This window comes from Nocardioides sp., assembly GCF_964228225.1.
Classification (GTDB): Bacteria; Actinomycetota; Actinomycetes; order Propionibacteriales; family Nocardioidaceae; genus Nocardioides.
In genome coordinates, this window is record NZ_CAXQZB010000052.1 from 1 (window position 1) to 13068 (window position 13068).

Here is a 13068-nt window from a genome sequence, read left to right on the forward strand (position 1 = left end):
CAGTTTGCTCGGTCAGCCGAGCAGACTGCCCGACACGCCGGGGCGCGCACGGCGTGTCGGACTGTTTCCTCGGCCAGCCGAGCAAACTGCCCGCCACCCCACACCCCCGGGCCGCCCCGAGGGTCAGTCGCCGGAGGGGACGATCGCGGTCATCACGGTGCCGTCGCCGCGGCGGGTGCCGGCGGGGTGGCGGGGGCCGCCGGCGAGCCGGGGCCCCTGGTCGGCCAGCGGCACGACGACGGGTGCGTCGCGGGTGACCGTCACCGGCACGCCGCGCACCTCCAGGGTCAGCGGGCCGGGGCCGTCCTCGATCGTCAGCTCCAGCTCGGCGGGGCGCACGCACACCCGCAGCCGGGTGCCGCGCAGGGTGAGGCGGTAGCTGAGCGAGGGCCAGGCGGCCGGCAGGCGGGGGTCGAGGCACCAGCGGCCCTGGCCGAGGTCGCGGAAGCCGCCGAACCCGGCGGCCAGCGCCGACCACACGCCGCCGGGGGAGGCGACGTGCACGCCGTCGGAGGTGTTGGCGTGGCGGTCGGCGAGGTCGACGAACAGTGCGGCGTGGAAGTAGCGCAGCGCGAGGTCCTGGTAGCCGACCTCGGCCGCGACGATCGACTGCACGACCGCCGAGAGCGTGGAGTCGCCGGTGGTGATCGGGTCGTAGTACTCGAAGTCGGCCTTCTTCTGCTCGGGGGTGAAGTCCTCCCCCTGCAGGAACAGCGCGAGCACGACGTCGGCCTGCTTGAGCACCTGGAACCGGTAGATCACCAGCGGGTGGTAGTGCAGCAGCAGCGGCCGGTTGTCCTCGGGGGTGTGCGCGAGGTCCCACATCTCCCGCTCCAGGAAGTGGGAGTCCTGCGGGTGCACCCCGAGGTGGTCGTCGAAGGGGATGGCCATCGCCCGCGCGCAGCGGCGCCACTCCTCGACCTCGCCCTCGCGCAGGCCCACCCGCGCGACCATCGCGTCGTAGGCGGTGGGACGCCGGTCGCGCAGGAACTCCACGGCCTCCGCGGCCCGGCGCAGGTTGAAGCGCGCCATCACGTTCGTGTACAGGTTGTCGTTCACGACGGTCGTGTACTCGTCGGGACCGGTGACGCCGTGGATGTGGAAGGTGCCGCCGTCCTCGTCCTCGCGCATGAAGCCGAGGTCGGCCCACAGCCGCGCGGTCTCGACGAAGATGTCGACCGCCTGCTCGTCGAGGAACTCGTAGTCGCCGGTGGCCCCCACGTACTGGCTCAGGGCGTAGGAGATGTCGGCGTCGATGTGGTACTGCGCGGTCCCGGCCGCGTAGTAGGCCGAGGCCTCCTCGCCGTTGATCGTGCGCCACGCGAACAGCGCCCCCTTCTGCGCCAGCTGGCGGGCGCGGCGGCGGGCGGCGTCGAGCAGGGAGTAGCGGAAGCGCAGCGCGTTGCGGGCCATCCAGGGCGAGGTGTAGGTGAGGAACGGCATCACGTAGATCTCGGTGTCCCAGAAGTAGTGACCGCCGTACCCCGAGCCGGTCACCCCTTTGGCCGGGATGCCGGCGCCGTCGGCGCGCGCCGCGGCCTGAGCCAGCGAGAACAGGTTCCAGCGCACCGCCTGCTGCAGCGCCGGCTGCCCCTCGACGACGACGTCGGAGCGCTGCCAGAACTCGGTGAGCCACGCGCGCTGCTCGGCGAGCAGCAGGTCGTGCCCCTGCTCGGCGGCGCGGTCGAGGGTGCGCAGGCAGCGGTCGAGCAGCTCGCGGGTCGGCACGACGCGGGCGGTGTGGTACGCCACGGTCTTGGTGAGCCGGATCGTCTCGCCGGGCTGACCGGTGAGCCGGTAGATCGACTTCACCATGTCGTCGTCGGTCTCGGTGTCGACGTGCACGTGGGAGTGGCAGTCGAGGTGGTGCTCCACCGCGAGGGCCACGGTCATCCCCGACTCCGCGCACTTGTAGCGCAGCGCCAGGCGGCCCTCGGGCAGCGGCTCGTGGTCGTTCTCGGGCAGCAGCACCCGGTGCCCGAAGCCCTCGGCCTTGCGGGGGTCGAAGTCGGCCTTGGCGAGCTCGACGGCCGCGCCCCGGTCGGCGTCCTGCCGGTTGAGCACCTGGCTGGAGATGATCAGCGGTGCGGCGGCGTCCAGCAGCGTGACCTCGTAGGTCATCACCGCGAGGTGGCGGTTGGCGAAGGAGACCATCCGGGTGCTGTCCACCTGCACCCGCTTGCCCGAGGGGGTGCGCCACACGACGTGGCGGTGCAGCACCCCGGTACGGAAGTCGAGACTGCGCTCGTACTCCACGAGGTCGGCGGTGGAGAGCTCGAGGGGCTCGTCGTCGACGTAGAGCCGCACGACCTTGGCGTCGGGGGCGTTGACGATGGTCTGGCCGACCTTGGCGAACCCGAAGGCCTCCTCGGCGTGGCGGATCGGCCAGGTCTCGTGGAAGCCGTTGATGAAGGTGCCGTTGGCGGCGAAGTCGCGGCTCTCCTCGTAGTTGCCGCGTAGGCCGAGGTAGCCGTTGCCGACGCTGAAGACCGACTCGGTGGTGCCGAGGTCGTCGGCGCTGAAGCGGGTCTCCACCAGGCGCCACTCGTCGAGCGGGAAGCGGCTGCGGTCCAGCGGGTCGGTGGCCTCGGGGGCCACGTGGCTGGCCCCGTGCCGGTCGGCCGCGACGGCGGGGTCGGGTGCGGGGGCGTTCACAGCAGCTCCTCCAGGTCGGTGACGACGACGTCGGCGCCGGCGTCGCGCAGCGGCTGCGCACCGGCACCGCGGTCGACGCCGACGACGAGCGCGAAGTCGCCCGCCGCGCCCGCGGCGACCCCGCTGGTGGCGTCCTCGACCACGATGCAGGCGGTGGTGGGCAGGTCCAGGTCGGCGGCGGCGGCCTCGTAGGTGTCGGGAGCCGGCTTGCCGGGCAGGCCGCGCTCGGCGGCGACGCCGCCGTGGACCACCACGGGGAAGAAGTCGGCCACGCCCGCCGTCTCGAGCACGTCGGGGGCGTTGCGGGAGGAGGAGACGATCGCCATCGGGGTGCCCCGGTCGCGCAGCGCCTCGATCAGCCGCAGCGAGCCCGGGTAGGGCGCGACGCCCTCGGTGCGCAGCACGTGGGCGAAGGCGGCGTTCTTGCGGTTGCCCAGACCGCACACGGTGTCGGCCTCCGGGGGGTCCCCGGGGTCGCCCTCGGGCAGCGTGAGGCCCCGGGAGGCCAGCAGGTCGCGCACGCCGTCGTTGCGCGGCTTGCCGTCCACGTGCGCGAAGTAGTCGGCGTCGGTGTACGGCTCGGCGTCGGGCGCCGCCTCGGTGAGGTAGGCGGTGAACAGCTCGGCCCAGGCGCGCATGTGCACCTCCGCGGTCGGCGTGATCACGCCGTCCAGGTCGAACAGCACGGCACCGTAGGCATCCCAGTCCAGACCCATGTCGGCAGCGTAGTGGCCGCCCGTCGGCCCGGGGTGAACGCCGTGTGACGGGTGCCGTCCGCGCGCGAGGACCGTCACACCGCCGGTGTGGGACCGGTCGCGTCGAGGGCCGCCCCGGGGGCGGCGGGCAGGGTGAGGCGGAAGATCGCGCCGCCCTCGGGGTGCGGCCGGTAGGTGACGTCGCCGCCGTGGGCGCGGGCAAGCTCGCGCACGACGTAGAGGCCCAGACCGGTGCCGGCGCCCATGCTGCCCGGCGCGCGGGCGAACTCCTCGAACAGGTGGGGCGCGAACGTCGGCGGCACCCCGTCGCCGCGGTCGACGACCTCGATCGCCACGGGGGAGTCGGCACCCTCGGCACCCGCGGGCCGCACGTGCACGAGGGTGGGGCCGCCGCCGTACTTGGAGGCGTTGTTGAGCAGGTTGGTCACCATCTGCTCCAACCGCACGGGGTCGACGAGCACCGGCCGGTCGTCGTCGAGCCGCACCGGCACGTCCCAGCGCTCGGCCACGACCTCGTGCAGCGCCTCACCCAGCGCCACCGGGACGACGTCGAGGCGCAGCGGGCCGCGCTGCAGCTGGGCGGCGGTGAGCAGGTCGGCGCTGATGCGGTCCAGGATGCGCGCCTGGCGCCCGACCGCGCCCAGCAGGCGGGCCCGGGACTCGGCGTCCAGGTCCTCCCCGAACAGGTCGAGGGTCTCGGCGGTGGTCCGCAGCACCGCCACGGGCCCCCGCACCTCGTGGGCGGTGGTGGCGATGGCGCGACGCAGCAGGGTGGCCTCCTCCTCGCGCGGCTCGAGGTAGACCAGCAGCGACCACTCGGTCCGGCGCACGGTGGCGCGCACGTGACCACCGGGCAGGTCGACGTCGAGCGCGGTGTCGCCGTCGGTGCGGTGCCGACGCACGAGGGCGGCGAGGTCGGGCGAGGCCACGGCGAGGGGGGTCCCGGTCGGGTGCTGGCCGAGCAGGCGGGTCGCGACGGGGTTGGCGCGCACCCAGCGCAGCACGGACTCGTCGGTGACCTCCACGACGCCGAACGGCGCGAGGTCCAGGGCCGTCACCGCGGAGTCGGCCCGGGCCGCCAGTGCCGGGTCCGGGAGCAGGTCCGGACCCGGCGCCGGGGGTGGCGACGGGCGCCGCGCGGGCGCGGCGTCCGTCAGGGGGGCCGAGGGGGCCCCCGGTGGGGCCGGCGCGGCGTCGAGGGGTGCCGCGACCAGCGAGAGCGGGGGGAGGCCGGCGCGGCGACGGCGACCGATCGCACCGTCGAGCCGGGCGGCGACCTCGTCGAGCGGGACGCCCTTGGTGAGCACGAGGTCGGCGCCCATGGCGCGGGCGCGCTCGGCGTCGGCCTGGCTGCCCGCGGCCGAGAGCACCACGACGGTGGCCTCCGGCACAGCGGTGCGCAGTCGCCGCAGCAGGTCGAGGCCGCCCAGGCAGGGCACCGCGACCTCCACGAGCACCGCCTCGGGCCGGTGGGCCTGCACGGCGGCGAGGCCGCGGACGCCGTCGGGCGCCTCGGCGACCACGCGCATCCCGTGCCGGTGCAGGGTGTGGCGCAGCAGGTCGCGCAGGTCGTGGGCGTCGTCGATCAGCACGACGCGGTGCGCGCGGGTCGTGCGCCGGGCCTGGTCGGGCTCGCTGGTCGGGGCGGTCATCAGGACGCCCGTGCGGACGGCTCCTCCAGGAGCACGTCGAGGGTGGCGGCGAGGTCGCGGCGGGCGCGGGCGACGTCGCCGAGGTCCAGGGCCGTCGCGACGGTCACCAGCTGCTGCACGAGGTCCGGTGCGGCCGCCCGCGCGGGCAGCGCGGGGGGTGCGGGCACCGGCTCGTGCCGCAGGTGGCCGGCGGCCCACATCTGCAGCAGGCCGGGCGCGGCCGCGGCGGCCAGCACGCTGGCGAGCACGAGCACCACGATCACCAGGCAGGTCGCGGTCGAGGGGCCGGTGGCGCCGGTCGACACGGCGTCGAGGGCGGCCGTCCCGCGCGGGGACGGCGCAGCCGATGGTGCGGTGGTCTCCAGGATCCTCACGTCGCCCCTCCTGCGTCGCGGTGGTGGGACCACGCTAGGGGCGCGCGCCGGGTCCCCGGAGGTCTCCGTGGGCCGAACCACCCGATCGGGCCATGCAGGTCGGACCGGACGGTCAGGCAGGCTCGGCGCACCCCCCGACTCGGCTCGACCCGGCTCGACGCCGCACGGGGTGCGCCGGTGGGGACGGCGGCCTATAGTTGTTCTTGAGTCGATCCGACTCAACTTCCCTGATCCACCTGGAATCCATCTGGATCCGGTCCGTGTGAGGAGCCCCCGTGTCCACGTTCGGTGCCGACAAGTTCACCACCCGCGCCCGCACCGCGCTCGAGAGCGCGCAGGTCGCCGCCACCGCCGCCGGTCACTCCAAGACCGAGCCGAGCCACCTGCTGGTGGCGCTGCTGCGCGACACCGACGGCCCCGTGCGCGCGCTGTTGGCGCACGCCTCGGTCGACCTCGCCCAGCTCTCCGCCGCGGCCGAGCGGACCGTGGCCGCCCTGCCCACCGCCAGCGGTGCCACCGTCGCCCAGCCGACGTCGTCGGGTGCCCTCACCCGGGTGGCGGCCAAGGCGCTGGAGGTGGCGGGGGTGATGGGCGACGACTTCGTCACCACCGAGCACCTCCTGCTCGGCATCAGCGCCGTCGACTCCCCGGCCCAGCGCGTGCTTTCCGAGGCCGGCCTGAGCGGGGAGAAGCTGCGCGAGGGCGTGGTGGCCCTGCGCGGCCAGCGACGCGTCACCAGTCAGGACGCCGAGGCCAGCTTCGAGGCGCTGGAGAAGTACAGCGTCGACCTCACCGCCCGCGCCGCCGAGGGGGCGCTGGACCCGGTGATCGGGCGTGACAACGAGATCCGTCGCGTCATCCAGGTGCTCAGCCGCCGCACCAAGAACAACCCGGTGCTCATCGGCGAGCCCGGCGTCGGCAAGACCGCGGTCGTCGAGGGCCTGGCGCAGCGGATCGTCGACGGCGACGTGCCCGACAGCCTCAAGGGCCGTCGGCTGCTCAGCCTCGACCTCGCCGCCATGCTCGCCGGGGCGAAGTACCGCGGCGAGTTCGAGGAGCGGCTCAAGGCGGTGCTCGAGGAGATCCGCGAGGCCGCGGGGCAGATCATCACCTTCATCGACGAACTGCACACGGTCGTCGGCGCGGGCGCGGGCGGCGACTCCGCGATGGACGCCGGCAACATGCTCAAGCCGATGCTGGCGCGCGGTGAGCTGCACATGATCGGTGCCACCACCCTGGACGAGTTCCGCGAGCGGATCGAGAAGGACCCCGCGCTGGAGCGCCGCTTCCAGCAGGTGCTGGTGGGCGAGCCGAGCGTCGAGGACACCATCCAGATCCTGCGCGGCATCCAGGAGAAGTACGAGGCCCACCACGGCGTCCGCATCACCGACGCGGCCCTGGTGGCCGCGGCCACGCTGTCCGACCGCTACATCCCCGGCCGGCAGCTGCCCGACAAGGCGATCGACCTGGTCGACGAGGCCGCATCGCGGCTGCGGATGGAGATCGAGTCCAGCCCCGAGGAGATCGACCGGCTCCGGCGGCGGGTCGACCGGCTGCGCATGGAGGAGTTCGCGCTGGCCAAGGAGAGCGACGACGCCTCGGTCGAGCGGCTCGCGGCGCTGCGCGTGGACCTGGCCGACCACGAGGAGGAGCTGCGCGCGCTGGAGGCCCGCTGGGAGCGGGAGAAGAGCACTCTGGAGGGCGAGGGCGAGCTGCGCCGCCAGCTCGACCAGCTGCGCATCGAGAGCGAGCGGCTCCAGCGCGAGGGCGACTTCGAGGCCGCGAGCGAGATCCTCTACGGCCGGATCCCGGCGCTGGAGCAGCAGCTGGCCGCGGTCGCCGGCCTCGACGCGACCAAGGGTCAGGCCGCGGCGAGCGGCGAGGACCTGCCGCCGCTGGTGGGGGAGGAGGTCGGCGCCCAGCAGATCGCCGAGGTCGTGGAGGCCTGGACGGGCATCCCGACCGGCCGGATGCTCGAGGGCGAGTCGGCCAAGCTGCTGCGGATGGAGGAGGTCATCGGGGCGCGGTTGATCGGTCAGCGCGCCGCCGTCGTCGCGGTCTCCGACGCGGTGCGGCGCGCGCGGGCGGGCATCGCCGACCCCGACCGCCCCACCGGCTCCTTCCTGTTCCTCGGCCCCACGGGTGTCGGCAAGACCGAGCTCGCCAAGGCGCTGGCCGAGTTCCTCTTCGACGACGAGCGCGCGATCGTGCGCATCGACATGAGCGAGTACGCCGAGAAGCACTCGGTGGCGCGCCTGGTCGGGGCTCCTCCGGGCTACGTCGGCTACGACCAGGGCGGGCAGCTCACCGAGGCGGTGCGGCGCCGGCCCTACTCGGTGGTGCTGCTCGACGAGGTCGAGAAGGCCCACCCGGAGGTCTTCGACATCCTGCTGCAGGTGCTCGACGACGGCCGTCTCACCGACGGCCAGGGCCGCACGGTCGACTTCCGCAACACCATCGTGGTGCTCACCTCCAACCTCGGCTCGGCCTTCCTGGTCGACCCCACGCTGGACCCCGAGAAGCAGCGCGAATCGGTGATGGCGCTGGTGCGCACCTCTTTCAAGCCCGAGTTCCTCAACCGGCTCGACGAGATCGTCACCTTCGAGGCGCTGGGCAAGGACGCGCTCACCCGCATCGTCGACCTGCAGCTGGCGGCGCTCGAGCGACGGCTGCTGCCGCGCCGCATCAGCCTGGAGGTCACCGACGCCGCCCGCACCTGGCTGGCCGACATCGGCTACGACCCGCTGTACGGCGCGCGGCCGCTGCGCCGCCTGGTGCAGACCGCGATCGGCGACCCGCTCGCCAAGCTGCTGCTCGCCGGCGGTGTCGCCGACGGCGGGGCCGTGGCGGTCGACGTCGGTCCCGAGGGTGGGCTGCTGCTGAGCTCCGGGGGCTGACCGGGGGCGGAGCGGGCGCACCGGGCGTCACCGGCCGTCTGGGAGCATGACCCCGTGAGCCCCGCCCCCGCCGTCCCCCGTCCCCCGCAGGTCACGCTGCTCGCGGCGATGATCTGCGGCGGCTCGGTCCTCTCGGTGCTGCTCACCTTCGAGGCCGTCTCCCAGCTCGGCTCCATCGAGACCCAGGAGGCGCTGGCGCGCACCCTCGACCGGCCGCCGGTCGAGGGCCTCGGGCTCTCCGTCGACCAGGCCCAGCGCATCGTGCGGGTGCTCTGCTTCGTCACCGCCGGGGTGGCCGCCGCCGCGGCCGTGCTGGGTCAGCAGCTGTTCAAGGGGTCGCGGCAGGCGCGGGTGGTGCTGAGCGTCCTGGCCCCGGTGCTGTTCGTCGCCGCCTCGTTCACCACCACCTCCGGGTTCGCGGAGGCCGTGGTGGCGGGCGCCACCGTGCTGCTGTGGACCCAGCCCTCCCGCGACTGGTTCGCCGGTCGGGTCCCGGCCCCGCGCCCCGGCCGACCGCCGTCCCGGGCCGCGCGTGCGGCGGCGCCGGTCGCGCCGCCCGCCGACTGGGCGCCCCCGGCCCCGCAGAGCCGTGCCGAGGTGCCGACCGCCCCGCCTGCCCCGAGTGCCCCGAGTGACCCGTGGCCCGCGCCGACGGCCCCGGCCGATCCCGGCGTGCGTCCCCCGGCGGTGCTCACCGCCGCGGTGTTCACGTTCCTGGGGGCGGGCACCGCGCTGATCATGCTCGCCGCCGGTGCGTTCGGGATCCTGCAGGAGCGCACCGCCCTGCTCGCGGAGATCGAGGACCGGTTCCCGACCCCGGAGGACCGCGCCGGCGCGTCGCCGGAGTTCCTCCTCGGGGTCGTGGTGGCCGTGATGATCGGCCTCGCGCTGTGGGCCCTGGCGGTGATCCCGCTCGCGGTGGCGGTGCTGCGCGGGCGGGAGTGGGCGCGGCTGTCCCTGCTGATCTCGGCCTACACCGCGGCGGCCGTCAGCCTGACCGGCGTCCTCGCCGTCGCACCCGTCCTGGTCACCGGGCTCTGCGTCGCCGCGGGCATGACCCTGGGACGCGCCGAGGTCGTCGCCTGGTGCCGGGCGAGCTCGACGCGGATCGGACCCCCGCCCCAGGCGTCCCAGCCGCCTCCTCCGTCCCACCTGACCCCGCCCTCGTGAGGCGGCTCACCCGAAGGTAGGGAGCGCCCACACTTTTTACCTCACGATCGTCCGATTTCGGCTGCGGGGACGCCCCTCGGTGTCCCACCATGGAGAGGTCGTCGCGGTCCCCACCGGTGACGACCTTCGCCGCCGGCCCGACATCCCTCCTGTCGGGCCGGCGGTCCTTTCGCCGGGGCTCTGGGGCAGTCGGGACCGGAGGGCGCGAGTTCAGCAAGATCGTGACAAGGCGACGCCGCCCGTTCACGTCGCGGTCGCCTGTGGTCGCTGGGGTGGGCGGGCCCGGCGGCGTGACTCGGCGTGCCGCGATCCCCTGCTGCCCGAGGAGACCCCGTGTCCCGCTCCCCCTCCGCCTCGCGACGCCGGGGTCCGGCCCTGCTCGTCGGTGGCCTGCTCGGCGCCGTGGTCGCGCTGACCCCGCTGACGGCCCTCACCCCCGCCGCCCAGGCGGCCGGCTCCCTCACCGACCTGCGCATCAACGAGGTCGAGTCCAACGGGGGCACCCCGGTGGACTGGATCGAGCTGGTCAACCCCACCGACACGGCGCTGGACCTCTCCGGGCTGCGGCTGAAGGACAGTGACGACACCCGCACCTTCGCGATCGCGGCCGGCACCACCATCCCGGCCGGGGGCTACGTCGCGATCGACGTCGACGTCGCGGGCGGTTTCGGACTGGGTGCCGCCGACAGCGCCCGGCTCTTCGCCGCCGACGGCGCCACCCTGATCGACTCCTACTCCTGGACCGCCCACGCCAGCGGCAGCTACGGCCGCTGCCCCGACGCCACCGGTGCCTTCGTCGAGATGACGTCGTCCAAGGGCGCGGCCAACACCTGCCCGGTGGTGGTGCCGGCCGGGGTGCGCTTCAACGAGGTCGAGTCCAACGCCGATCCGGTCGGCGACTTCGCGGAGCTCATCAACACCGGCACCACGCCGGTGGACCTCTCGGGCTACCGGTTCCGCGACAACGACCCGACCCACACCCAGTACGCCCTGCCGGCGGGCACGGTGATCGCCCCTGGCGGCTACCTCGTGCTCGCCGAGGCGGCCTTCGGGTTCGGGCTCGGGGCCAACGACTCGGTCACGCTGTGGCTGCCCGACGGCACGACCGTCGTCGACACCTATGCCTGGACCGCCCACGCCGCCACCAGCTGGGGCCGCTGCCCCAACGGCACCGGCGATTTCCGCGCCACCGGCGCCTCGACCCGGGGCGCGGCCAACGACTGCACCGGGCTGGTTCGCCTGAACGAGGTCGAGTCCGACGGCGGCACCCCGGGTGACTGGATCGAGCTGGTGAACACCGCCTCCACCAGCCAGGACATCAGCGGCTGGACGGTCAAGGACAGCGGCGACGCCGGCTCCTACACGCTCCCGGCCGGCACCACCCTGGCCCCCGGGGCGTTCCTGGTGCTCGACCAGGGCAGCACCTTCACCGCCGGCCTCGGCAGCGCCGACTCCGCCCGCCTCTTCGACGCCGCCGGCGTGCTGGCCGACTCCTACTCCTGGACCGCCCACGCGACCACCACCTACGGCCGCTGCCCGGACCCCACCGGTGCCTTCGCCACCACGAGCCAGTCCACCAAGGGCGCCGCCAACCTGTGCCCCGGCCAGCTGACCACCGTCGCCTGGCCCGGCGGCACCGCCGTGAGCACCGTCGACCCGCAGAACACCTTCGCCTCCAACCTCAGCGGGCTGTCGTACGTGCCGACCGGCACCACCGCCCCCGGCACCCTGTGGGCGGTGCGCAACGGCCCCGGCGCGCTGTTCCGCCTCGCCCGCACCGGCACCACCTGGGCGCCGACGACCGGGTGGGAGACCGGCCGGGCCCTCACCTACACCGACGGCACCGGCGACGTCGACGCCGAGGGCGTGGTCGCGGTGGGCGGTGCCATCTACGTCGCCAGCGAGCGCAACAACGCGGCCAACACCGTCAGCCGGCCCGCCGTCCTGCGGTACGACCCCAGCGGCACCGGTCCGCTCACCGCCCAGGTCGAGTGGAACCTGACCGGCGACCTCCCGGGCTTGGGCGCCAACCTCGGTCTGGAGGCCATCACCTACCTCCCCGACGCCTGGGTCACGGCCCGCGGGCTGCGCGACGTCACCACCGGCGCCGCCTACGACCCGACCCGATACCCCGCCCACGGCGGCGGCGTGTTCCTGGTCGGGGTGGAGCAGACCGGACAGGTCATCGCCTACGTGCTGCCCGCCGACGGCAGCGCCCCCACGCGCATCGCGTCCTTCGCCAGCGGCTTCGTCTCGGTCATGGAGCTCACCTGGGACCCCGAGCGTGAGCAGCTCTGGGTGGCCTGCGACGACACCTGCAACGGCCGGATCGGTCGGTTCACGATCACCGACGGCGCCTTCACGAGCGTCGACTACCTCGAGCGGCCCGCCGGCATGCCCAACATCAACAACGAGGGGTTCGCCCTGGCCGGGCAGGCCGAGTGCGTCGGCGGCGTCAAGCCCGTGCTGTGGGCCGACGACTCCAGCACCGGCGGGTACGCCCTGCGCGAGGGCACCGTGGCCTGCACCCCGCTGCCGGACACCACCGCACCCACGGTGACCATCACGAGCGGTCCGGCCGAGGGCGCCACGGTGGCTGCCGCGCCCACGTTCGGCTTCGCCAGCGCCGACGCTGACCTCGACCGCATCGAGTGCCGTCTCGACCAGGGCGCCTTCGCGCCCTGCACGAGCCCGTTCACCGTGCCGGCCACCACCCCGAACGGGCCTCACACGCTGGCCCTGCGCGGCGTCGACGCCACGGGCAACGTCGCCACCCCGCTGGTGCGCGCCTTCACCCTGGCCAAGCCCGTCGGCAGCGTCTCCCTGTCCGGCGGACCGGCCGAGGGGGCGCGGGTCGCCACCGTGCCGACCTACACCCTCGCCACCGACGAGGTCGCGCCCGCCCGCTTCGAGTGCCGCATCGACGACGGCGCCTACGCGGTGTGCACGAGTCCGGTGAGCCTGCCCGCCGGGCTCGCCGACGGGCCGCACACCCTGCGCGTCCGGGTCGTCGACACCGCCGGCAACCTCGGGGAGCCCACCGCCCGCAGCATCGTGCTCGACCGTGGGGTCGCGGCACCGGTCCTCACCGGCCCCGCCGACGGCGCGACCGTGCGGCGGGTGCCGCAGTACGCCGTGACCAGCACCGAGGACGACGTCGCGCGCTTCGAGTGCGCCGTGGACGCGGGCGCGTTCACCGCCTGCGTCAGCCCCGTGGTCCCCGAAGCCGCGGCGGGTGGGGACCTCGCGCAGGGGCGTCACACGCTGCGGGTCCGCGCCGTCGACACCACCGGCAACGTCTCGGTCGAGACCACCCGGAGCTTCGTGCTCGACTCGCGGCCCCCGGTCGTGCGCATCACGGCCGGACCGGCCGCCGGTGCCACCGTGCGTCGGGCCCCCGTGTTCCGGTTCACCGCCACCCCGGCGGCCGACGTCGCCCGGTTCGAGTGCCGCATCGACGCCGCCGCCTGGCGGACGTGCCGCGGTCCGGTCACGGGCGCCGGCGGGCGCGGCGGCCACCGGTTCGCGGTGCGCGCGGTCGACGCCGTCGGCAACGTCTCGGCCCCCGTGGAGCGCCGGTACCGCGTCGTGCGCTGAGCGCGAG

General features: G+C 74.6%; 7 protein-coding genes. 3 read left to right on the plus strand and 4 right to left on the minus strand.

What is annotated here, in order from left to right; translation table 11 throughout:
• Window positions 1-123: 123 nt before the first annotated feature.
• The 4 genes from ACERUJ_RS13150 to ACERUJ_RS13165 form a co-directional block, all read right to left on the minus strand.
• Window positions 124-2598, minus strand: a complete 2475-nt coding sequence (locus tag ACERUJ_RS13150; protein WP_370249174.1) for a glycoside hydrolase family 65 protein — start codon at window positions 2596-2598, stop codon at window positions 124-126.
• 53 nt (window positions 2599-2651) lie between these two features.
• Complete coding sequence (locus ACERUJ_RS13155) at window positions 2652-3371, minus strand: HAD family hydrolase (protein WP_370249050.1); 720 nt, start codon at window positions 3369-3371, stop codon at window positions 2652-2654.
• A 74-nt stretch (window positions 3372-3445) separates the two neighbouring features.
• Entirely contained in the window at window positions 3446-5023 is a 1578-nt protein-coding gene (locus tag ACERUJ_RS13160; protein WP_370249051.1) for an ATP-binding protein, read from the minus strand.
• The gene (locus ACERUJ_RS13165; protein WP_370249052.1) at window positions 5023-5397 is read right to left on the minus strand and encodes a hypothetical protein; all 375 of its coding nucleotides are present in this window, start codon (window positions 5395-5397) and stop codon (window positions 5023-5025) included. The genes ACERUJ_RS13160 and ACERUJ_RS13165 overlap by 1 nt, the downstream gene beginning before the upstream one ends.
• A gap of 275 nt (window positions 5398-5672) precedes the next feature.
• On the opposite strand from ACERUJ_RS13165, the gene clpB reads away from it, so the two are divergent.
• From clpB to ACERUJ_RS13180, 3 genes are all read left to right on the plus strand, one after another.
• Complete coding sequence (clpB, locus tag ACERUJ_RS13170; protein ID WP_370249053.1) at window positions 5673-8294, plus strand: ATP-dependent chaperone ClpB; 2622 nt, start codon at window positions 5673-5675, stop codon at window positions 8292-8294.
• A 54-nt stretch (window positions 8295-8348) separates the two neighbouring features.
• A complete protein-coding gene (locus ACERUJ_RS13175; RefSeq protein WP_370249054.1) occupies window positions 8349-9464 on the plus strand; it encodes a hypothetical protein in 1116 nt (371 codons plus the stop codon).
• A 333-nt stretch (window positions 9465-9797) separates the two neighbouring features.
• Window positions 9798-13061 carry a lamin tail domain-containing protein gene (locus ACERUJ_RS13180; RefSeq protein ID WP_370249055.1) on the plus strand — a complete coding sequence of 1088 codons (3264 nt, stop codon included), beginning with the start codon at window positions 9798-9800 and terminating at the stop codon, window positions 13059-13061.
• Window positions 13062-13068 lie beyond the last annotated feature (7 nt).

Excerpts from the sequence above, each read along its gene's own strand:
- ACERUJ_RS13160 (WP_370249051.1), bottom strand. The coding sequence starts at position 5,023 with ATGACCGCCCCGACCAGCGAGCCCGACCAGGCCCGGCGCACGACCCGC.
- ACERUJ_RS13155 (WP_370249050.1), bottom strand. The coding sequence starts at position 3,371 with ATGGGTCTGGACTGGGATGCCTACGGTGCCGTGCTGTTCGACCTGGAC.